Here is a 19,860-nt window from a genome sequence, read left to right as displayed (position 1 = left end):
GGCTCAGCCCAGCATCCGCCTGAGCAGGTCCCGGAGCATGCCCCGCTCGGCGTCGGACAGCCCGGCCAGCGGTTCGCGGGCGAAGTCGAGCGACTCGCGCAGCCGGTCCGCGGTCAGCAGCCCCTCCTCGGTCGGAGCGGCCAGCTTCACCCGGCGGTCCGCCGGGTCCGGCCTGCGTTCGACCAGGCCGCGCGACTCCAGCCGGTCCACGATGCCGGTGATGTTCGAGGGCTCGCACTTGAGCTTCTGCGCGATCCGGCGCATGGGCATGGGTTCCAGGGACAGCAGGTTCAGCACGCGGGCCTGGGCGCCGGTGAGCTGGTGGCCGGCGGCCGCGTGCTCGTACTCCTGGTGGTAGCGGGCCACGACGTCGCCGATGAGTTCGACGACCTCAAGGGTCAGGGGGTCTGTGCGACGACTGGGCATGGATCCAGCGTACCCACTTACTTGACAACATGAAATATCCAGGAGCATGGTTGTTTCAGATAGTGAAGTATTTCGCCGCCGGATTCCGTTTCTCCCCATGCCTCAGGAGCACCCCATGTCCCAGATCCCCGCCGTGAGCCGCGAGTGGCACCTCGTCCGCCGCCCGCAGGGCTGGCCGGTCGCCGAAGACTTCGCCCTGCGCGAGGTCCCGGTGAACGCCGAGCCCGCGCCGGGCCGGATCCTGGTGCGCAACCTCCACATGTCGGTCGACCCCTACATGCGCGGCCGGATGAACGACGTGAAGTCCTACGTCCCGCCGTTCCAGCTGGACCAGCCGATGGACGGCGGCGCGGTCGGCGAGGTCGTCGCCTCCGCCGCCGAGGGCATCGCGGTCGGCGACCACGTCCTGCACGGCCTGGGCTGGCGCGAGTACGCCGAGCTCGACGCCAAGCACGCCACCAAGGTCGACGCCTCGCTCGCCCCGCTCTCCGCCTACCTCGGCGTGCTGGGCATGCCGGGCCTGACCGCCTACGCGGGTCTCTTCGAGGTCGCCTCCTTCAAGGAGGGCGACGCCGTGTTCGTCTCCGGCGCCGCGGGTGCGGTCGGCAGCCTCGTCGGCCAGTTCGCGAAGATCAAGGGCGCCTCCCGGGTGATCGGCTCGGCCGGCTCGGACGAGAAGGTGACGCTCCTCACCGAGAAGTACGGCTTCGACGCCGCCTTCAACTACAAGAACGGCCCCGTCGCCGAGCAGCTCAAGGACGCCGCGCCCGAGGGGATCGACGTCTACTTCGACAACGTCGGCGGCGACCACCTCGAAGCCGCCATCTCCTCCCTCAAGCTGCACGGCCGGGCCACCCTCTGCGGTGCGATCGCCCAGTACAACGACACCGAGCCGGCGCCCGGCCCGCGCAACCTCGTGCAGGTCATCGGCAAGCGGCTGCGGCTCCAGGGCATCCTCGTCAGCGACCACGCCGGGATCCAGGACCGGTTCGTCCAGGACGTGGCCGGCTGGCTGCGCTCCGGTGAGCTGCGCTACGACGAGACGGTCCAGGAGGGCGTGGAGAACGCCGCCGAGGCCTTCCTCGGAATGCTGCGCGGTGAGAACACCGGAAAGATGATCGTTTCCTTCACCCGTTAGGCTCACTCCACACCGTCGTGATCGTGGGCGCGAGTCACGGCGATTCATCTGGAGGATCCACTTCATGTCCATCACGCAGTCCGACGTCGCGTACACCGCCGTGGCCACCGCCGAGAACGGCCGTGACGGCCGCGTCGCCACCAACGACGGCAAGCTCGACGTCGTCGTGAACCCGCCGAAGGAGCTCGGCGGCAGCGGCGCGGGCACCAACCCGGAGCAGCTGTTCGCCGCCGGCTACAGCGCCTGCTTCCAGGGCGCCCTCGGAGTCGTCGCGAAGAACGAGAACGCCGACATCTCCGGCTCCACCGTCACCGCCGAGGTGGGCATCGGCAAGAACGAGGACGGTTTCGGCCTGATCGTCAAGATCTCCGCCGTGATCCCGAACGTGGACGCCGCCACCGCCAAGGACCTCGTCGAGAAGGCCCACCAGGTCTGCCCGTACTCCAAGGCGACCCGCGGCAACATCACGGTCGAGCTGGCCGTCTGATCGCACCGCGCTCGAAGCGAAGGCCGCACTCCCTCCGGGGGGTGCGGCCTTCGCCGTAAACTGGCCCGCATGGGTGATCTTGTGGGGGGCTTCCGGTACCTGCTCGCCGGACAGCGGTGGGTGTTCGGCCACGGGCGCTGGCTGGGCTTCGGCCTGCTGCCGGGGCTGGTCTCGCTGGTGCTCTACGCGGGCGCGCTGGTCGGCCTCGGCTTCGGCGCCGACGACCTGACGGCGTGGGCCACTCCCTTCGCCGACGACTGGTCCTCCCCGTGGCTCGGGCTGTTCCGGGGCTTCCTGACGGCCCTGGTCTTCGCCCTCGGGCTGTTCCTCGCGGTGATCACCTTCACCGCCGTGACCCTGCTGGTCGGCCAGCCCTTCTACGAGTCCCTCTCCGAGCAGGTCGACCGGACCGAGGGCGGCGAGGTGCCCGAGTCCGGGCGGAGCCTGTGGCAGGACGTGTGGATCTCCGGCCGGGACAGCGTGCGGCTGCTGCTGCGGGTGGCGCTGTACGGGGTCCTGCTGTTCGCCCTCGGGTTCGTCCCGGTGGTCGGGCAGACCGTGGTCCCGGCGATCGGGTTCTGCGTGTCCGGCTACTTCCTCACCCAGGAGCTCACCTCGGTCGCCCTCCAGCGGCGCCGGGTGGACCTCGACGAGCAGCTGGCGCTGCTGCGGGGGCGGCGGGCGCTGGCGCTCGGGTTCGGGGTGCCGCTGGTGCTGGCGTTCCTGGTGCCGCTGGTGGCGGTGTTCCTGATGCCGGGCGCGGTGGCGGGGGCCACCCTGATGGCGCGGCACCTGGTCGGGGCGGACGCCGAGCGGGACGTCGAACAGGAGGACGCGGCGGAGGACGCCCGACAGGACTCCGTGCCGGCCGGGGAGTTCGGGCCGCCGCCGTCCTGGTAGGACCGCCCCTGGCCGGCGCGGCTGCGCGTACTGCCGCCGGGTGCCCGCCGTGCGCCCCACGACCGGCTAGCCGGCGGCGGCCGGGCCGCGCAGCAGGGTCAGGAAGGAGCGGAACGCGGCCGGCATGTCCACCGACTGCGGGGCGAGCAGCCACTGGTACTGGAGCCCGTCCATCACCGCCGTCAGCAGCGGCGCCGCCTCCTCGGGGGAGAGCCCGGAGGGGAGGCGGTCGCCGAACTCCGCCCGCAGCACCGCGGCCATCTCGGTGCGGACCTGCGCGTAGCGGTCGGTGAAGAACTCCCGGGCCGGGTGGCCGTCGGTGACGCTCTCGCCCAGCAGCGCCGAGAAGGTCTGCACGATGCCCGGGCGCATCGCGTTGTAGTCGACGAGCGACGCCAGCAGGTCGAGCCGCCAGGTGTCCGCGGAGGCCCGTGAGCCGCCGCCGGTGTCCCACCGGTCGCGCTCCTCCAGCACCGCCACCAGCAGGGCCTCCTTGGTGGGGAAGTAGTGCAGCAGCCCCTGCTGGGTCAGGCCGACGCGTTCGGCTACCGCGCCCAGGGACGCGCCGCGGTAGCCGCGCTCCGCGATCACCTCGACGGCGGCGCGCACGATCTCGCCGCGCCGTTCCTCGCTCCTCGTCCTCGCCATCGCCCCGGCTCCCCTTCCGCTCGCACCCTGCCAGCAGGACCGTACGCCATACGGATATCACAAGAACATAACAAGACCTACCGCTCTACAGGGAACGGGTCCACGATGGGCGGACCGCACCGCACACCGCACGCACTCGATGAGGAGGCACGGCCGTGACCGATGCCGATCAGGCCCGCGAAGACGCCGTAGAGGCCGCGCTCGACAAGCTGGACCTCGACACCAAGACCCGGCTGCTGGCCGGCCAGGACATGTGGTCCCTGCCCGCCGTCCCGGAGATCGGGCTGGCCTCCCTGGTCATGTCGGACGGGCCGATCGGAGTCCGCGGCGTCCGCTGGACCGCCGACGACCCGTCCGTGGCGCTGCCGTCCCCCACCGCGCTCGCCGCCTCCTGGGACCCCGCGCTGGCCCGCCGGGCCGGCCGGCTCCTCGCCCAGGAAGCGCGCCGCAAGGGCGTGCACGTACTCCTGGCCCCGACCGTCAACCTGCACCGCTCCCCGCTCGGGGGGCGGCACTTCGAGTGCTACTCCGAGGACCCGTACCTGACCGGCGCCATCGGCACCGGCTACGTGAGCGGCGTCCAGGACGGCGGCGTCGGCACCACCGTCAAGCACTTCGTCGGCAACGACGCCGAGACCGAACGGTTCACCGTGGACGCCGTCATCGCGCCGCGACCGCTGCGCGAGCTGTACCTCGCGCCCTTCGAGGCCATCGTCAAGAACGCCCGCCCCTGGGGCATCATGACCGCGTACAACCAGGTCAACGGCACGACGATGACCGAGCACCAGCACCTCGTCAACGACGTCCTGCGCGCCGAGTGGGGCTTCGACGGCTACAACGTCTCCGACTGGATGGCCGCCCGCTCCACGGCCGGCGCCATCCTGGGCGGCCTGGACGTGGCCATGCCCGGCCCGCAGACCGTCTACGGGACCGCCCTCGCCGAAGCGGTCCGCGCCGGGGAGGTTCCGCAGGAGGCGGTGGACGGCGCCGTGCGCAACGTCCTGCGGCTCGCCGCCCGGGTGGGCGCGCTGGCCGGCGCGCCCGCCGTCGTCACCGACCCCCCGGCCGGGATCGACGGCGAGGCGCTGGCCCGGGAGATCGCCGCCCGCGGCTTCGTCCTGGTCCGCAACGAGGCCGGGTCCGGCGGGCGGCGCGCGCTGCCGCTGGACCCCGCCCCCGGCCGTACGGTGGCGCTGATCGGCGCCGCCGCCCGCGACGCCCGCGTCCTCGGCGGCGGCTCCGCGACGGTCTTCCCCGAGCGGGTCGTCTCCCCGCTCGACGGCCTGCGGGCCGCGCTCCCAGCCGGGTCGCTCACCTTCAGCGTCGGCGCCGACCCCAGCGAGGAAGTCGTCCCCGCGGACAAGGGCTTCGCACTGCGCGCGATCTGCCGCGACGCCTCCGGCGCCGTCCTCGGCGAGGGCAGCCTGCCGTCCGGCCAGGTCCAGTGGATCGGCGAGGACCTGCCCGCCGGCGCCACGTACGAGACCATGGCGAGCATCGAGGTCACCGGTACGTTCGTGCCCCGCGAGAGCGGCGAGCACGCCTTCGGCACCCGGGGGCTGGGCGCCTTCGCCCTCGCCGTGGACGGGCGGACCCGCTGGGAGGGCGTCCAGCGGATGGGCGACGAGGCCGACCCGTTCGAGGCTTTCTTCGGCGCGCCCAGCGAACGCGCCCGGGTCGCGCTGACCGAGGGCGAGCCCGTTGAGGTGTCCCTGACCTTCCAGGTCCCCGACGTGACCGCCCTCCCGCTCAAGGCGATCATGTTCTCGCTGCTCCACCTCGGCCCCCGGCGGGACCCGGACGAGCTGATCGCGGAGGCGGTGGCGGCCGCCCGGTCCGCCGACACCGCCGTGGTCGTCGTCGCCACCACCGAGCGCGTCGAGTCCGAGGGCTTCGACCGGAGGGACCTGAGACTGCCCGGGCGGCAGGACGACCTGGTCCGGGCCGTGGCCGCCGTGAACCCGAACACCGTGGTCGTCGTCAACGCCGGTTCCCCGGTGGAGCTGCCCTGGCGCGACGACGTGGCCGCCGTGCTGCTGACCTGGTTCCCCGGGCAGGAGGGCGGCGCCGCGCTGGCCGACGTACTCCTCGGCGCGGCCGAGCCGGGCGGCCGGCTGCCCACCACGTGGCCCGCCGAGCTCGCCGACGCCCCCGTCACGGAGGTCGTCCCCGCCGAGGGCCGGCTGGAGTACCGCGAGGGCCTCCTCGTCGGGCACCGGGCGTACGAGGACCGGGGGGTGGCCCCCGCCTACCCGTTCGGGTACGGCCTCGGCTACACCGAATGGGCGTACGAGTCGCTGGAGGTCACCGGGCCGGTGGCGCAGGTGCGGCTGACCAACACCGGAGCCCGGCCGGGCCGGGAGGTCGTCCAGGTCTACCTGGCCCCGCTCGCGGACAGCGTGGAGCGCCCGGCGAGCTGGCTGGCGGGCTTCGCGTCGGTGGCGGCGGGCCCCGGGGAGAGCGTCGAGGCGGAGATCACCCTGCCCGGCCGGGCCTTCGAGATCTGGGACGAGGCGGCCGGCGCCTGGCGGCGGATCGGCGGCGCCTACGAGGTCCGCGCGAGCCGCGCGCACGGCGACACGCGGCTGACCGCCACGGTGCAGGCGTAATGGCGTAATGGCCGGAAATCGCCCGTGAACCGGACCGGTGGAGGCCCCTGACAGCCTCCGCCGGTCCTCCCCGCGCGCTCAGCGCGGCGGTGCGGGAGCCGTCACCTGCCGGTGCGCGAGCTCCGCGAGCCGGGCCTGGCCGGCCTTGCCCGGATGGAACCAGTCCCAGCGGCTCAACTGCTCGGTCCCGAAGGGGTACTGGAACACGGCGCCGCCGTCGTAGCGGCACAGCGGATCCTTCGAGCAGACCGTGCGCAGCACCTCGTTGTACTCGACCACGCGCGCCCGGACCCGCTCGCGCCGGGCCGTGGCCTCCTGGGTGGACGACAGCGGCTCCGCCAGCATCGACTGGCAGATGCCGAGCTTCCAGACCTGCCGCACCATCGGGGCGTCCTTGCCCTGCTCCCACAGCCGCTGCAGGTCCGGCACGGAGGACACGTACACCTGGGTCGCGGGAGAGGCGGCCCGGAGGCCGGCGAGGGCCTTCTCGAAACCGGCCTTGAAGGCGGCGACGGAGGTCATCGAGGAAGTCGTGGGCCGGCAGGCGTCGTTCGAGCCGACCATCACCGTGACCAGGTCGGGCTGGTGCGCGGCCGCCGAGGTCAGCTGGGCCGCCAGGTCCGCCATCCGGGAGCCGGTCACCGCGTAGTTCCAGCTGTGCGCGGGCGCGTCGGCCCGGCCGAGCAGCCGGGTGGCGAGGGAGTCGACCTCCGGGTCCGCACCGGTGGCCCAGGAGACCTCCGGGCAGTCCGCCAGGACCGAACAGGCGTCGAACCCCCGGGTGATGGAGTCGCCCACGGCGACGATCGACTTCGGGGAGGTGTTCCAGCGGGGTCCGGCCTGCGCCCCGCGGCCGCCCTCGGAGCCCGGGCCGCCCGAGTCGCAGGCCGTCGCGCCCCCTGCCAGCAGGGCGGCCGTCGCGACCGCCGCCACGAGGGTCCGGCGGGTGCGTCGGCGCGGAGCGGTGGTGCCCATCGGGGTGGTCCCTCCCTCGTCGCCCCCCGTCCCGCGGGGGCGTCCTGCTGAGTGAATGCTCTGTGTTCACGGGGTTCTGGGCGACCGTACGTCACACCAGGACCCCTGGCGCACGGTAGCTTTTTCCCGTGGCGTTTCGGCCGCAGGTCCCGCGACGCAATGTCAGATCATTTCCGTTAGATTACATCTCGTCACATACTGTCCGTTTTCTGGAGTTTATTCCCGACCTCGTCCCACACTGGAGGTCCCGGTGACGACACGTGGAGTCCTGTACGTGCATTCCGCACCGCGCGCGCTCTGCCCGCACGTGGAATGGGCTGTTGCGGGGGTGCTGGGGGTGCGGGTGAACCTCGACTGGATCAGGCAGCCCGCCTCCCCCGGCACCTGGAGATCCGAGTTCTCCTGGCAGGCCGAAGCGGGCACCGCCTCGAAGCTCGCCTCCGCGCTGCGCGGCTGGCACCTGCTGCGCTTCGAGGTGACGGCCGAGCCCTGCCCGACGGCCGAGGGCGAGCGCTACAGCTCCACCCCGGAACTCGGCATCTTCCACGCCGTCACCGGCCTGCACGGCGACATCCTGATCCCCGAGGACCGGCTGCGCGCCGCCGTCGCCCGGTCCGCGAGCGGCGAGAGCGACCTGGAGACGGAGATCTCCACGCTGCTCGGCAAGCCCTGGGACGACGAACTGGAGCCCTTCCGCTACGCGGGCGAGGGCGCCCCGGTCCGCTGGCTCCACCAGGTGGTCTGAGCCCGGCACGCGAAAAGCCCACCCGGCATCCGGGTGGGCCCTTCGCGGTCTTCGGGGGCGGGGCGTCAGACCGTACGGAACGCGAGCGTCACGTTGTGGCCGCCGAAGCCGAACGAGTTGTTGATCGCCGCGATCGGGCCGTCCACCGGCAGCTTGCGCGGCTCGCCGCGGACGATGTCCGCGTCGATGTCGTCGTCCAGTTCTTCGACGTTGATCGTCGGCGGGGCGATCCGGTGGTACAGGGCCAGCACCGTCGCGACCGTCTCGATGCCGCCCGCGCCACCCAGCAGGTGGCCGGTCATCGACTTCGTCGCCGAGATCGCGATGTGGTCGAGGTCACCGCCCAGGACCTGGCGCAGCGCCTTGAGCTCGGCCGTGTCACCCTGCGGGGTGGACGTGGCGTGCGCGTTCAGGTGCACCAGCTCGGCCGGGTCGAGGTCCGTGTTGTCGAGCAGGTTGCGCACCGCGGCCGCGACACCGCGGCCCGTGGGCTCCGGCTGCGCGATGTGGTGGCTGTCCGCGGACAGGCCCTGGCCCAGCACCTCGCAGTAGACCCGGGCGCCGCGCGCGGCGGCGTGCTCGGCGGACTCCAGGACCACCACGCCCGCGCCCTCGCCCAGGACGAAGCCGTCGCGGGCCTTGTCGTAGGGGCGGGAGGCCTGGGTGGGGTTCTCGTTGTTCTTGGACATCGCCATCATGTTGGCGAACGCGGCGATCGGCAGCGGGTGGATCGCCGCCTCGGTGCCGCCGGCGACGACCACGTCGGCGCGGCCGGTGCGGATCATCTCGACGGCGTAGCCGATGGCCTCGGCGCCCGACGCGCACGCGCTGACCGGCGTGTGCACACCGGCGCGGGCGTTGACCTCCAGGCCGACGTTGGCCGACGGGCCGTTCGGCATGAGCATGGGGACGGTGTGCGGGGAGACCCGGCGCACGCCCTTTTCCTTCAGTACGTCGTACTGGTCGAGCAGGGTGGTGACGCCGCCGATGCCGGAGGCGATCACGGTGCCCAGCCGCTCGGGCACGATGGCGGCGTCCTCGCCGGCCGGGGCGGTGTAGCCCGCGTCGGCCCAGGCCTCACGGGCCGCGATCAGCGCGAACTGCGCCGATCGGTCGAGCTTGCGCGCCAGCGGCTTGGGCAGGATCTCGCTCGGGTCCACGGCGGCCTGAGCGGCGATGCGGACCGGGAGTTCGGCGAAACGTTCGCCCTCCAGGGGCTTGACGCCGGAACGGCCGGCAAGCAGACCTTCCCAGGTCGAAGCGCTGTCGCCACCCAGCGGAGTGGTTGCGCCGATACCGGTGACGACCACGGTGCGATTGGTCGGGCTCACAGGAATTCTTTCTCCACGTCTCAGGGGGTGCTGAATTGTCACGGCGCCACCGCGGGGTGGCGACAAACGCTCGGCAGGCTCTTAGGCCTGGTTCTTCAGGATGTAGTCCGCGGCGTCGCCGACCGTCTTGAGGTTCTTGACGTCCTCGTCCGGGATCTTCACCTCGAAGCGCTCTTCGGCGGCGACGACGACCTCGACCATGGACAGCGAGTCGACGTCCAGGTCGTCGGTGAAGGACTTGTCGAGCTGGACGTCCTCCTGCGGGATGCCGGCGATCTCGTTGACGATCTCCGCGAGACCTTCGAGGATCTCTTCCTGCGTGGCGGCCATGAGGCGCTCCTTCTCTAGCTAATTGATGATCAGGGAGGGAAAAACGATCCCGGCCCTAGGGGAGGGTAACGACCGTCGCGGCGTAGACGAGCCCCGCCCCGAAGCCGATGACGAGCGCGGTGTCGCCGCTCTTCGCCGCTCCGGTCGCCAGGAGCCGCTCCATGGCGAGCGGAATCGAGGCGGCCGACGTGTTGCCGGTGGTCTCCACGTCACGGGCGACCGTGACGTGCTCCGGCAGCTTGAGGGTCTTCACCATCGAATCGATGATCCGCATGTTCGCCTGGTGCGGGATGAAGACGTCCAGGTCCTCCGCGGCGATCCCGGCGGCGTCGAGCGCCTGCTGGGCCACCTTGGCCATCTCGAAGACGGCCCAGCGGAAGACCGCCTGGCCCTCCTGGGTGATGGCCGGGAACTTCTCCCCGCCGCCCTTGCCGAGGTACTGGTCCCAGGGCACGGTCTGCTTGATCGTCTCGGACTTGTCGCCCTCCGAACCCCACACCGTGGGGCCGATGGCCGGCTCGTCCGAAGGGCCGACGACCACCGCGCCGGCGCCGTCGCCGAACAGGAAGGCCGTCGCCCGGTCCTCCAGGTCGGTCAGGTCCGACAGCCGCTCGACACCGATGACGAGGACGTACTGCGCCGACCCCTCCACCACCATGCCCTTGGCGAGCGTCAGGCCGTAACCGAACCCGGCGCAGCCGGCGGAGATGTCGAACGCGGCCGGCTTGACCGCCCCGACCAGGTGCGCGATCTCCGTCGCGACGGCCGGCGTCTGCTTGAAGTGCGAGACCGTGGAGACGATCACGGCGCCGATCTGCTCCGGCGAGACACCGGCATCGGCCAGCGCCTTGCCCGAAGCCTCCACCGACATCGCGGTGACGGTCTCCTGGGGCGAGGCCCAGTGCCGGGTCGCGATGCCCGAACGCGAGCGGATCCACTCGTCGGACGAGTCGATCGTCTCCAGGATGACCTCGTTGGGCACCACCCGGGTCGGGCGGTAACCGCCGACACCGAGGATGCGGGCGTACGGGGAGCCCTTGGCAGGCTTGATCTTCGACATGCTGAGGTGGGCTCCTTCTCTCAGGCCGCGTGCCCGGCGAGCAGCTCCGCGGCCTTCTGGAGATCGTCCGGGGTCTTCAGGGCCACGCTCGGCACGCCCTTGAGCGCGCGCTTGGCCAGCCCCGTCAGGGTCCCGCCGGGGCACAGCTCGATGATCCCGGTGACGCCCAGTGCGGCGAACGTCTCCATGCACAGGTCCCAGCGGACCGGATGGGCGACCTGGCCGACCAGGCGGGCGACGACATCGGCGCCCGAGGTGACGACCCCGCCGTCCTTGTTCGACACGTACGTCAGCGCCGGGTCCGCCGGGTCGAGGGCCTGTGCGGCCTTCTCCAGGGTGGCGACCGCCGGGGCCATGTGATGCGTGTGGAAGGCGCCCGCGACCTTGAGGGCGACGACCTTCATGGAGCCTTCGGGCTTGTCGGCCTCCAGAGCGGCGATCTGCTCCAGGGTGCCGGCCGCCACGATCTGGCCCGCGCCGTTGATGTTGGCCGGGGCGAGCCCCAGCTTCTCCAGGTGGGCCACGACCACGTCGCGGTCACCGCCCAGTACCGCGGCCATGCCCGTCGGGACGACGGCGGCGGCCTCGGCCATGGCCAGGCCCCGGGTCCGTACGAACGACAGCGCGTCGGCCTCGCTCAGCACACCGGCGTACGCGGCGGCGGTGATCTCACCGACGCTGTGGCCGGCGACCGCGCCGAAAGCCGCCGGTGAACCCAGCGCCGAAGCGGACAGCAGACCCGCCGCGACCAGCAGCGGCTGGGCCACCGCCGTGTCGCGGATCTCGTCCGCGTCGGCCTTCGTGCCGTAGTGGGCGAGGTCGAGCCCGAGCGCGTCGGACCACCCCGCGACGCGCTCGGCGGCGCCGGGGAGTTCGAGCCAGGGAGTCAGGAAGCCGGGCGTCTGAGCGCCTTGGCCTGGAGCGACGAGTACGAGCACCCTCACACTCTCTCTTGTATCCGGCCCGCGCCGCCCGTGGGGACAGGGACGAAGAACCGTCGGGGTAATTGTTGATGTCTGACAAAAGTCTAGGACTGGAGATCGCCGTCGGCCAGACGCCCGAGGATCAGGGCGATCCGCAGCGTGAACGCCGAACGGACATCGGAGGGTGACCAGCCGGTGACGTCGGTCACACGTCGGAGCCGGTAGCGCACCGTGTTGGGGTGCACGAACAGCATTCGCGCGGCCCCCTCCAGGCTGCTCGCCTGCTCCAGGTAGACACTCAGCGTCTCCAGCAGCGCCGAGCCCGCCTCCTCCAGCGGTCTGTAGATCTCCTCCACCAGCTGCTCCCTCGCGGAGGGATCAGCGGCGATCGCGCGCTCGGGAAGGAGATCGTCCGCCAGCACCGGGCGGGGGGCGTCCTGCCAGGCCGTACAGGCCTTCAGGCCGGCCGCGGCGGCCTGCGCCGACTTCGTCGCGTTCAGCAGGTCGGGGACCACCGGACCGGCCACCACCGGACCGGCCGCGAACGGCCCGATCAGCGATTTCGCCACCTGCAACGGGTTGTCGCTGCCACCCGCGATGACCACGAGCCGGTCGCCCAGCACCCCCGTCAGCACCTGGAGCTTGTGGTGGCGGGCGGCCCGCCGGATCGCCTCGACCGTCAGCTCGCTGTCACCGTCCGGGGCCGTGCCCAGGACGACGCACACGTGCTCCGGCGAATTCCAGCCGAGCGCCGCCGCCCTCGACAGCGCGCCCTCGTCCGCCTCGCCCGACAGCACCGCGTTGACGACGAGGGACTCCAGGCGGGCGTCCCACGCCCCGCGCGCCTCCGCCGCCTGGGCGTACACCTGGGCCGTCGCGAAGGCGATCTCCCGCGCGTACACGAGCAGCGCCTCGCGCAGCACCGACTCGTCGCCCGGGGCCGCCACCTCGTCGATCGCGGTCTCCATGACCTCGATCGTCGTACGCACCATCTCCACCGTCTGGCGCAGGGTGATCGCCCGGGTCAGCTCGCGCGGAGCCGTCCCGAACACGTCCGTGGAGATCGCCTGCGGGGTCTCCGGGTGCCGGAACCACTCCGTGAACGCGGCGATGCCGGCCTGGGCGACCAGGCCGATCCACGACCGGTTCTCCGGCGGCATCGCCCGGTACCACGGCAGGGTCTCGTCCATGCGCGCGATCGCGTTGGCGGAGAGCCGTCCGGCGGACTTCTCCAGCCGGCGCAGCGTCGCGGGATGCGGGTGGGCGGGATGCGCGGCGTGCGCGGGACGCGCCGGGCCGGTCTCGGGGGAATGCTCACGTTCGGGTTGGGGCACGGGACAAGACTGCCTTATCGGCGCCCCGGCGCGGAGCCGGGTCCACGGGCACCCGTCCGCCGCCCCCGCCGCGGCCGGTCCCGGAAGGACGCCCCCGGGGTCTACGGTGGCCACCATGATTGATGTACGCCGCGCCGCGGACCGGTACGAGGGCGGGAACCCGGCCGCCGGGATCACCACCCGGCACGCCTTCTCCTTCGGCTCCTCCTACGACCCGGACAACATCCGCTTCGGACCCGTGCTCGCCTGCAACGAGGAGCTCCTGCAACCGGGCTCCGGTTTCGACGAGCACCCGCACAGCCAGACCGAGATCGTCACCTGGGTGGTGGAGGGCGAGCTCACGCACAAGGACAGCACCACCGGCGACACCGGCCTGGTCCGCTCCGGCGACGTACAGCACTTCACCGCCGGGTCGGGCGCCCGGCACATCGAACGCAACGACGGCCCCGTGCCGCTGCGCTTCGTCCAGACCTGGCTGGCCCCGCTGGCGGCGGCCGGCGAGCCCGCGTACCGGCTGGTCCGGGGCCTCGCGGACGGGCAGCCGTACGAGATCCCCGCGGCCGGCGCCGTGCTGCACGTGCGGCGGCCCGGCGCGGGGGAGCGGATCGCCGTACCGGAGGCGCCCCGGGTCTACCTGCACGTGGTGCGCGGCGACCTGCGCCTGGACGGCGAGGAACTCGGCCCCGGCGACTCGGCGCGGATCACCGGCGAGACGGGACTGCGGATCGTCGCCGGCTCCCCGGGCGAACTGCTGATCTGGGAACTGCCCTGACTCCTGACTAACGCGCGCGGAGTTCGGCGAGGACCGCGTCGGTGAACGGGGTCCAGGCCGCCACGGCCCACGGGCCGAAGGCGCGGTCGGTCAGCGCCACGCACGCGGCGCGCGCGTCCGGGTCCACCCACAGGAAGGTGCCGGACTGGCCGAAGTGCCCGAAGGTGCGCGGCGAGGACGTGGTGCCCGTCCAGTGCGGGGACTTGCCGTCGCGGATCTCCATGCCGAGCCCCCAGTCGTTCGGGGACTGGTGCCCGTAGCCCGGCAGTACGCCCTTGAGGCCCGGGTGCACGACGGAGGTGGCCTCCGCGACGGTGCGGACGTCCAGCAGCCGGGGCGCCTGGAGTTCGGCGGCGAAGCGCACCAGGTCGGCGACGGTCGACACGCCGTCCTTGGCGGGGGAGCCCTCCAGCGCGCTCGACGCCATGCCCAGCGGCTCGAAGACGGCCTGGTGCAGGTACTCGGCGAAGGGGATGCCGGTGGCCTTGGCGATGTGGTCGCCGAGCACCTCGAAGCCCGCGTTGCTGTACAGCCGGCGCTGCCCGGGCGGGCCCATCACCCGGTGCTCGTCGAACGCGAGGCCGCTGGTGTGGGCGAGCAGGTGCCGGACGGTGGAACCCTCCGGACCGGCCGGCTCGTCCAGTTCGACCGCGCCCTCCTCGTACGCGACGAGGGCGGCGTACGCGGTGAGCGGCTTGGTGACCGAGGCCAGGGGGAAGCGGTGGTCCGCGGGCCCGTGGGAGCCGGCGAGGCTCCCGTCGGCGCGCACGACGGCCGCCGCGGCGGTCGGTACCGGCCAGCTCTCGATGGTCCGCAGGGTCTGCAAGGTCTCCGGGCTCTCCATGCGGCCGAGCCTACTTGCTTGGAGTGCACTCCAAGGTTTTAGCGTGGTCGCCATGAGCCTGACGCAGACGCGGTACACGATCAGCGAAGTCGAGGCGCTGACCGGTCTGACCCAGCACACCTTGCGCTGGTACGAGCGGATCGGCCTGATGCCGCACGTGGACCGTTCCCACTCGGGACAGCGGCGGTTCAGCGACAAGGACCTCGACTGGCTGGCCTTCGTGGGCAAGCTGCGCAGCACCGGGATGTCGGTGGCGGACATGGTGCGGTACGCGGAGCTGGTCCGCGAGGGAGAACACACCGTCGAGCAGCGGCGCGAGCTGCTGGAGCGGACGCGCCGCGAGGTGCGGGCGCGGATCTCGGAACTGACGGACGCGCTCGCCGTACTGGACTACAAGATCGATCACTACGCGGGGAAGGCTGTACGGCAATGACGCAGGACACGGAGCACGGCACGGAGCAGATCGAGCGGGTCGAACTCGGCAAGGGCGGCCCCATAGTCGGTGTGCAGGGCCTCGGCTGCATGGGCATGAGCGAGTTCTACGGGGACACGGACGAGGAGGCCGCCCGGCAGACCCTGGACGCGGCACTGGCCGCCGGGGTCACCCTCTTCGACACCGCGGACGTGTACGGGCGCGGGGCGAACGAGGAGTTCCTCGCGCCGTTCGTCGCGGCGCACCGCGACGAGATCACCCTGGCGACGAAGTTCGCCATCGAGCGCAGCGACGACCCGCAGTACCGCGGCATCCGCAACGACCGCGGCTACCTCCGGCAGGCGGTCGAGGCCAGCCTGCGGCGGCTCGGCACCGAGGTGATCGACCTCTACTACATGCACCGGCGCGACCCGGCCGTGCCGCTCGCCGAGTCGGTGGGCGCGATGGCCGAACTCGTGCGGGAGGGCAAGGTGCGCCACCTCGGTCTGAGCGAGGTCACCGGAGCCGAGCTGCGCGAGGCGCACGCGGTGCACCCGATCGCGGCGCTCCAGTCGGAGTGGTCGCTGTTCAGCCGGGACGTGGAGCGCAGCGCGGTGGGCGCGGCGGCGGAGCTGGGGGTGGCGTTCGTGCCGTACTCGCCGCTCGGACGCGGGTTCCTGACGGGCGCGTTCGCGGACGCGGCGGCGGAGCTGTCGGAGGGCGACTTCCGCAAGCACCAGCCGCGGTTCACGGGCGACAACGCGAAGGCGAACGCGGCGCTGCTGGCGCCGGTGCGGGAGATCGCCGCGGCGCACGGGGCGACCCCGGCGCAGATCGCGCTGGCCTGGGTGCAGCAGCGGGCGCAGGTGCACGGGCTGACGGTGGTGCCGATCCCGGGCACCCGCAAGCCCGGGCGGCTCGCGGAGAACACGGCGGCGACCCGGATCACCCTGACGGAGGCGGAGCTGGCCCTGCTGGAGCCGATCGCCTCCCAGGTCACCGGCGACCGCTACCCGGACATGTCCTCCACCTCGGCGGCCCGCGAGGCCTGACCCTTCGGTGCCGGGGCAGCGGGCCCCGCATCTCAGCGTGTCGGCCTCGGCACGCCGGAGGCGGGGCCGGCGCCGGGGCATCCGGCCCGGCGATTCAAGCCTCGCCGGAGAGGCGCGGGGTGTGGGGCGGAGCCCCACGGGCCCGGCGCAGCCGGGGCCGTTTGCGCGGCGGCGCGCCCGGACGGCCGGACCGGGGCTGGCCAGCCTGTCCGCGCTGGGTTAGCCGGGGCATCCGGCCCTGCAAGTTCAGCCTGTCGGCGCTGGGGGACCATGTCAGCCTCGTGGGGGTTCCCCCGGACGGAGTTGTGGGGCGGAGCCCCACGGCCCGGCGCAGCCGGGGGCGCTTGCGCGGCGGCGCGCCCGGACGGCCGGACCGGGGCTGGCCAGCCTGTCCGCGCTGGGTTAGCCGGGGCATTCGGCCCTGCAAGTTCAGCCTGTCGGCGCTGGGGGACCATGTCAGCCTCGTGGGGGTCCCCCCGGACGGAGTTGTGGGGCGGAGCCCCACGGGCCCGGCGCAGCCGGGGCCGTTTGCGCGGCGGCGCGCCCGGACGGCCGGACCGGGTCTGGCCAGCCTGTCCGCGCTGGGTTAGCCGGGGCATCCGGCGCGCCATCCCGGCCCGTCGGCTCGGCGCGCCGGAGGCGGGGCCGGCGCCCGGGGCAGCCGGCCCCGCCATTTCAGCCTCCCGGACGGAGTCCGGGAGTGCGGGGCGGAGCCCTGCCGGGGCCGGCCGGGACCCGGGCTAGCTCAGCCGGTCGCGCAGGGCCGAGTATTCGGCGTCCGTCAGCAGCCCCGCGCTGTGCAGCTCAGCCAGGTGGTGCAGCCGGTCCCCGCCGGAGGACTTCGGTACGGCCGCCGTCACCGGCGTCCGCCGCCCCCGCAACGCCGCCAGCACGGCCGCCGCGAACGGCAGCGACTCGTGCACCGCCCCGTACCCCACCCCGAACACGGCCGCCGCCAGGTCGTGGTCCGGCCGGTCCCCGCCGACCGCGCCCGCGGCGGCGTCCCGCAGCACCAGTCGCAGGTGCCCGTCCGGCCCCTCGGGGGAGCGCCACACCACCCCCGTCACCTCCGCCAGCGGATACCGCTGGTCGCCCGCCTTCCACTTCGCGCTGCTGGCGCCCGTACGCGACCAGTGGAAGGTGACGGCCGCCCCGTCGAAGCCGACGCGCGCGTCGTACGCCTTGAGGTGCGCCGGCGCCTGCGGGGCCGCGACCAGGAAGCGCTCCGCCGCCGTCGCGGGCCCGAGCCGGTCCCGTACGTCGTCCGCCAGCGCCGCCGCCCGCGGGGCGCACCCGCCGGGCAGCACCAGCCGGTACGGGTCGCAGCTCTCCTTGAGCTGTCCGGCGGCGGCCTCCATCAGCGGATCCGCCCCGGGCCGGGGCACGGCGCGCAGCACCACGGCGTCCCGCCTGCCCACCGTCAGACTCAGCTCGGACAGCGCCTCCAGCGGGATCCGGCGCTCCCTCAGGGCGTGCCAGAGCCTTGGCGTCCGCAGCCCCCGCGCGAAACGGATGATCACCGAGTCGGAGTCGAACTCCCAGACGGCATGGTTTCCGGCCAATACGTCCCCCATGCGGCTCATGGTAAAGGGACGTGCCCCCGCTCGTCCCCCTCACCGCAGAGACGGTTCTGCGGGACCTGTGGGCCCGTCAGTCCCCGGAAACGCCCTGTCGGCACGTGTCGTCCCCGGTCACGCACACGACCGAACCGAACGCGCCGGTTCCGATCTTCGCGAAGTTGTCCAGCGAGGCGGTTCCTGGCTCGAAATAGCCGGTGTGGTTGCGGGCCCCGGCCGAGGACAGCAGCCGCGCCCCGAAGTCCGGCGACACGGGGTCCGCCCCGTGGCCCAGGCCGCCCAGTTCCAGGTGCGGCACGTCCGCGATCCAGTCCCCGGAGTCCCGCATCGCCCACACCCGGGCCGCGGTGTGCAGCTCGGCGGCGTTCGACACGCGCATCCCGGGGCTGCCGGCCACCACCACGTCGGTCACCCGCGGCGGCAGTTCGTGCGCGGCGACCCCGCACACCACCGAGCCGTAGCTGTGGCAGATCAGCGCCACGCTGGACCGCCCGGGCAGGGCCGCGGCCAGCGCCCGCAGCCGTACGGAGCCCTCCACGGCGAGCTTCCCGGTTGCGGCGTCCATGCCGACCCCGGTCGGTGCGGTGTACCCGGCCCAGGCGATGACCGCCGTGCTGCTGTCCGGCGCGCTCGCGCGTTCCGCCTCGTAGAGGGACCGCGCCATACCGGACGGCGCGGTCAGCCGGCGCTGCGTCCGCTCGAAGGTGAGCAGGTCGGTGTCGACGCCGGGCACGATCACCGACACCCGGCGGGCCTGGTCGAGGTCGCCGAAGACCTCGGCGACGAGCCCGTCGCCGGTGGGGTCGAACAGGAGGATCTGCCGTCCCGGTTCGGCCAGCGATTCGAGCCGGTGGGCGCGCCGGAGCGCGGTGGCGCGGTCGGCCGGGGTCAGGGCGACGTCCCGGCTGCGGTCCTCCTCCACGCGCCGGGCCTGCTCCAGGGAGTGCTGGTTGGCCCGGTAGCGGGTGGTGGCGGGCACCCCGTCGAGGTTGCCGACGACGAGCGGGTAGCCGTCCGCGAGCCGGGCGCGCTGGGCGCCGTCGAGTCCGGCGAAGAAGCGGGAGACCGCGGCGACGGGGGCGTCGGCGGCGGGCAGGGCGCGCCCGTCGATCCGGGCCAGGGACCAGGCGGAGAGGGCGGCGGCCCGCGGCGAGATGCCCGCCTCGGGCCGGTGCACGGAGGTCCAGCCGGTGATCACCAGCATGACGAGGACGACCGCGAGCGCGAGCAGGGTGCGCATGGCGGCGGGGGGCGCTGTGGCGCCGGCGGTGTGGTGGACGGAGCCGGGCAGATTCACTGGAACCAGCCTAGGAGACCGCTGGAGCCCCTGGCGCGCCGGGTGACGGGTCTCACCACCGACCGTGTCACAGACGCCCGGACCGTCACGCTCGGCTACTGCCCCGGGCGCCGCACGTACGCCCCCGCGGGCGGCTTCGCTCAGTGCCAGTCCGCGGCCAGCGCCGGGCCGATCTGGTCGAGGTAGGCCTCCGTCATCCGCCGGATCGCCGCCACGCTGGTGTCGTGCCCCTGCCCCCACAGCCGTCCGGTGACCCGCATGACGCCGGAGAAGGCGGCCACCGCCACCCGCGGCCGGGGGTCGGCGTCCACGTCCAGTCCCTCGCGTTCCGCGACGAGCCGCGCGATGCGCTCCTCCAGTTCGGTGGAGCGCCGCAGGTGGACGGCGAGCAGTGCCGGGGTCGACTCGATGAGCTGGTAGCCGCGCATGTAGAGGTCGACGGGCACCACGTCGGAGATCGCCTCGTCCACGGTGTCCCAGGCCACGAGCACCGCGTTCCGCATCGCCGTCAGCGGCCCCTCGGCGGCCGGCCGCGCCCGCAGCGCCGCCACGAAGTGCGATTCGACCAGGTCCTGGACGGCGAAGGCGACCTCCTCCTTGTTGGCGAAGTAGCGGAAGAAGGTGCGCTGGGAGACCTCCACGGCATCGGTGATCTCGTCGACCGTCGTCTTCTCGTAGCCCTGCGAGAGGAACAGGAGCAGGGCCGCGCGCAGCAGCGCGTCCCGGGTGCGCCGCTTCTTGCGTTCGCGCAGTCCGGCCGCCGGGACGGCCGCCGGGACGGCCGGCGCGGGCCGGTGTTCGGTCATCACCGCGGGGTCCCCTTCCGGTGTTGCTGCCGGGATCCGATACCGGGCTGTTCCGACGCCGAGTTCTGACGCTGAGTGAGCGGTCAGGGTACCTGTGACCCAGCTGACAGCGGCTGTCCCGTTAAGCCGTTTGTGAAGTGTCAGTCGCTGTCACTAGCCTGTTCGCATGACTAGTCAGATCACCGCCGACGGCC

The 19,860-nt window shown here is 72.9% G+C and carries 20 protein-coding genes; 8 read left to right on the top strand and 12 right to left on the bottom strand.

Going from position 1 to position 19,860, the window contains the following annotated elements; all coding sequences use genetic code 11:
• Positions 1 to 3: 3 nt before the first annotated feature.
• Positions 4 to 426, bottom strand: a complete 423-nt coding sequence (locus ACZ4M3_RS11725) for a MarR family winged helix-turn-helix transcriptional regulator (RefSeq protein ID WP_361136527.1) — start codon at positions 424 to 426, stop codon at positions 4 to 6.
• Positions 427 to 541: 115 nt separating this feature from the next.
• Here ACZ4M3_RS11725 and ACZ4M3_RS11720 point away from each other — a divergent pair, with 115 nt between their 5' ends.
• The 3 genes from ACZ4M3_RS11720 to ACZ4M3_RS11710 all read left to right on the top strand — a co-directional run bounded on the left by ACZ4M3_RS11720 (position 542) and on the right by ACZ4M3_RS11710 (position 2,951).
• Positions 542 to 1,564 (top strand): NADP-dependent oxidoreductase, encoded by a 1,023-nt coding sequence (locus ACZ4M3_RS11720; RefSeq protein WP_467731459.1) that lies wholly within the window; start codon positions 542 to 544, stop codon positions 1,562 to 1,564.
• Between the two features lie 64 nt (positions 1,565 to 1,628).
• A complete protein-coding gene (locus ACZ4M3_RS11715) occupies positions 1,629 to 2,051 on the top strand; it encodes an organic hydroperoxide resistance protein (RefSeq protein ID WP_467731457.1) in 423 nt (140 codons plus the stop codon).
• A 69-nt stretch (positions 2,052 to 2,120) separates the two neighbouring features.
• Entirely contained in the window at positions 2,121 to 2,951 is an 831-nt protein-coding gene (locus ACZ4M3_RS11710) for an EI24 domain-containing protein (protein ID WP_467731455.1), read from the top strand.
• A gap of 66 nt (positions 2,952 to 3,017) precedes the next feature.
• Here ACZ4M3_RS11710 and ACZ4M3_RS11705 read toward each other — a convergent pair whose 3' ends face one another.
• The gene (locus ACZ4M3_RS11705) at positions 3,018 to 3,599 is read right to left on the bottom strand and encodes a TetR/AcrR family transcriptional regulator (RefSeq protein WP_467731454.1); all 582 of its coding nucleotides are present in this window, start codon (positions 3,597 to 3,599) and stop codon (positions 3,018 to 3,020) included.
• A 155-nt stretch (positions 3,600 to 3,754) separates the two neighbouring features.
• On the opposite strand from ACZ4M3_RS11705, the gene ACZ4M3_RS11700 reads away from it, so the two are divergent.
• Positions 3,755 to 6,208: a beta-glucosidase gene (locus tag ACZ4M3_RS11700; RefSeq protein ID WP_467731452.1), complete on the top strand. Its 2,454-nt coding sequence runs from the start codon at positions 3,755 to 3,757 to the stop codon at positions 6,206 to 6,208.
• 78 nt (positions 6,209 to 6,286) lie between these two features.
• Here ACZ4M3_RS11700 and ACZ4M3_RS11695 read toward each other — a convergent pair whose 3' ends face one another.
• Entirely contained in the window at positions 6,287 to 7,183 is an 897-nt protein-coding gene (locus ACZ4M3_RS11695; protein WP_467731450.1) for an SGNH/GDSL hydrolase family protein, read from the bottom strand.
• A 250-nt stretch (positions 7,184 to 7,433) separates the two neighbouring features.
• On the opposite strand from ACZ4M3_RS11695, the gene ACZ4M3_RS11690 reads away from it, so the two are divergent.
• Positions 7,434 to 7,928, top strand: coding sequence for a DUF3145 domain-containing protein (locus ACZ4M3_RS11690; RefSeq protein WP_467731448.1), 495 nt, complete (start codon positions 7,434 to 7,436; stop codon positions 7,926 to 7,928).
• A 65-nt stretch (positions 7,929 to 7,993) separates the two neighbouring features.
• Here ACZ4M3_RS11690 and fabF read toward each other — a convergent pair whose 3' ends face one another.
• The 5 genes from fabF to ACZ4M3_RS11665 all read right to left on the bottom strand — a co-directional run bounded on the left by fabF (position 7,994) and on the right by ACZ4M3_RS11665 (position 12,906).
• Complete coding sequence (gene fabF / locus ACZ4M3_RS11685; protein ID WP_467731446.1) at positions 7,994 to 9,259, bottom strand: beta-ketoacyl-ACP synthase II; 1,266 nt, start codon at positions 9,257 to 9,259, stop codon at positions 7,994 to 7,996.
• An 81-nt stretch (positions 9,260 to 9,340) separates the two neighbouring features.
• Positions 9,341 to 9,589 (bottom strand): acyl carrier protein, encoded by a 249-nt coding sequence (locus tag ACZ4M3_RS11680; protein WP_053677848.1) that lies wholly within the window; start codon positions 9,587 to 9,589, stop codon positions 9,341 to 9,343.
• A gap of 55 nt (positions 9,590 to 9,644) precedes the next feature.
• Positions 9,645 to 10,649, bottom strand: coding sequence for a beta-ketoacyl-ACP synthase 3 (locus ACZ4M3_RS11675; protein WP_467731444.1), 1,005 nt, complete (start codon positions 10,647 to 10,649; stop codon positions 9,645 to 9,647).
• A 20-nt stretch (positions 10,650 to 10,669) separates the two neighbouring features.
• A complete protein-coding gene (locus ACZ4M3_RS11670; RefSeq protein WP_467731442.1) occupies positions 10,670 to 11,587 on the bottom strand; it encodes an ACP S-malonyltransferase in 918 nt (305 codons plus the stop codon).
• Positions 11,588 to 11,676: 89 nt separating this feature from the next.
• Positions 11,677 to 12,906, bottom strand: coding sequence for a PucR family transcriptional regulator (locus ACZ4M3_RS11665; protein ID WP_453355226.1), 1,230 nt, complete (start codon positions 12,904 to 12,906; stop codon positions 11,677 to 11,679).
• 115 nt (positions 12,907 to 13,021) lie between these two features.
• Here ACZ4M3_RS11665 and ACZ4M3_RS11660 point away from each other — a divergent pair, with 115 nt between their 5' ends.
• The gene (locus tag ACZ4M3_RS11660) at positions 13,022 to 13,678 is read left to right on the top strand and encodes a pirin family protein (protein WP_467731441.1); all 657 of its coding nucleotides are present in this window, start codon (positions 13,022 to 13,024) and stop codon (positions 13,676 to 13,678) included.
• Between the two features lie 7 nt (positions 13,679 to 13,685).
• Here the strand turns inward: ACZ4M3_RS11660 and ACZ4M3_RS11655 are convergent, their stop codons facing one another.
• On the bottom strand, positions 13,686 to 14,504 hold the full coding sequence (locus ACZ4M3_RS11655) for a serine hydrolase domain-containing protein (RefSeq protein ID WP_467732228.1): 819 nt from the start codon (positions 14,502 to 14,504) through the stop codon (positions 13,686 to 13,688).
• Between the two features lie 70 nt (positions 14,505 to 14,574).
• Between ACZ4M3_RS11655 and ACZ4M3_RS11650 the strand changes: the two genes are divergently transcribed.
• Entirely contained in the window at positions 14,575 to 14,955 is a 381-nt protein-coding gene (locus ACZ4M3_RS11650) for a MerR family transcriptional regulator (RefSeq protein WP_467731439.1), read from the top strand.
• Positions 14,952 to 15,986 carry an aldo/keto reductase gene (locus tag ACZ4M3_RS11645; RefSeq protein ID WP_467731437.1) on the top strand — a complete coding sequence of 345 codons (1,035 nt, stop codon included), beginning with the start codon at positions 14,952 to 14,954 and terminating at the stop codon, positions 15,984 to 15,986. Before ACZ4M3_RS11650 ends, ACZ4M3_RS11645 begins: the two co-directional genes overlap by 4 nt.
• Before the next feature lie 740 nt (positions 15,987 to 16,726).
• Here the strand turns inward: ACZ4M3_RS11645 and ACZ4M3_RS11640 are convergent.
• The 3 genes from ACZ4M3_RS11640 to ACZ4M3_RS11630 all read right to left on the bottom strand — a co-directional run bounded on the left by ACZ4M3_RS11640 (position 16,727) and on the right by ACZ4M3_RS11630 (position 19,666).
• A complete protein-coding gene (locus tag ACZ4M3_RS11640) occupies positions 16,727 to 17,560 on the bottom strand; it encodes a DUF4429 domain-containing protein (protein WP_467731435.1) in 834 nt (277 codons plus the stop codon).
• A gap of 76 nt (positions 17,561 to 17,636) precedes the next feature.
• Positions 17,637 to 18,803 carry an alpha/beta hydrolase gene (locus ACZ4M3_RS11635; protein ID WP_467732226.1) on the bottom strand — a complete coding sequence of 389 codons (1,167 nt, stop codon included), beginning with the start codon at positions 18,801 to 18,803 and terminating at the stop codon, positions 17,637 to 17,639.
• Between the two features lie 197 nt (positions 18,804 to 19,000).
• Positions 19,001 to 19,666 carry a TetR/AcrR family transcriptional regulator gene (locus tag ACZ4M3_RS11630; protein WP_467731433.1) on the bottom strand — a complete coding sequence of 222 codons (666 nt, stop codon included), beginning with the start codon at positions 19,664 to 19,666 and terminating at the stop codon, positions 19,001 to 19,003.
• Positions 19,667 to 19,860 lie beyond the last annotated feature (194 nt).

It is taken from the genome of Streptomyces sp. NPDC026522 (assembly GCF_055567555.1).
Note: the sequence above shows the minus strand (reverse complement) of the source record. Positions and strands in the feature narration are given on the sequence as shown.

Bases quoted from the DNA above. Each gene is read 5' to 3' on its own strand.
- ACZ4M3_RS11710 (WP_467731455.1), top strand. From the start codon at position 2,121: ATGGGTGATCTTGTGGGGGGCTTCCGGTACCTGCTCGCCGGACAGCGG.
- ACZ4M3_RS11635 (WP_467732226.1), bottom strand. From the start codon at position 18,803: ATGCGCACCCTGCTCGCGCTCGCGGTCGTCCTCGTCATGCTGGTGATC.
- ACZ4M3_RS11705 (WP_467731454.1), bottom strand. From the start codon at position 3,599: ATGGCGAGGACGAGGAGCGAGGAACGGCGCGGCGAGATCGTGCGCGCC.
- ACZ4M3_RS11630 (WP_467731433.1), bottom strand. From the start codon at position 19,666: ATGACCGAACACCGGCCCGCGCCGGCCGTCCCGGCGGCCGTCCCGGCG.
- ACZ4M3_RS11680 (WP_053677848.1), bottom strand. From the start codon at position 9,589: ATGGCCGCCACGCAGGAAGAGATCCTCGAAGGTCTCGCGGAGATCGTC.
- ACZ4M3_RS11645 (WP_467731437.1), top strand. From the start codon at position 14,952: ATGACGCAGGACACGGAGCACGGCACGGAGCAGATCGAGCGGGTCGAA.
- ACZ4M3_RS11695 (WP_467731450.1), bottom strand. From the start codon at position 7,183: ATGGGCACCACCGCTCCGCGCCGACGCACCCGCCGGACCCTCGTGGCG.
- ACZ4M3_RS11640 (WP_467731435.1), bottom strand. From the start codon at position 17,560: ATGGGGGACGTATTGGCCGGAAACCATGCCGTCTGGGAGTTCGACTCC.
- ACZ4M3_RS11675 (WP_467731444.1), bottom strand. From the start codon at position 10,649: ATGTCGAAGATCAAGCCTGCCAAGGGCTCCCCGTACGCCCGCATCCTC.
- ACZ4M3_RS11650 (WP_467731439.1), top strand. From the start codon at position 14,575: ATGAGCCTGACGCAGACGCGGTACACGATCAGCGAAGTCGAGGCGCTG.
- ACZ4M3_RS11720 (WP_467731459.1), top strand. From the start codon at position 542: ATGTCCCAGATCCCCGCCGTGAGCCGCGAGTGGCACCTCGTCCGCCGC.
- ACZ4M3_RS11660 (WP_467731441.1), top strand. From the start codon at position 13,022: ATGATTGATGTACGCCGCGCCGCGGACCGGTACGAGGGCGGGAACCCG.
- ACZ4M3_RS11715 (WP_467731457.1), top strand. From the start codon at position 1,629: ATGTCCATCACGCAGTCCGACGTCGCGTACACCGCCGTGGCCACCGCC.
- ACZ4M3_RS11725 (WP_361136527.1), bottom strand. From the start codon at position 426: ATGCCCAGTCGTCGCACAGACCCCCTGACCCTTGAGGTCGTCGAACTC.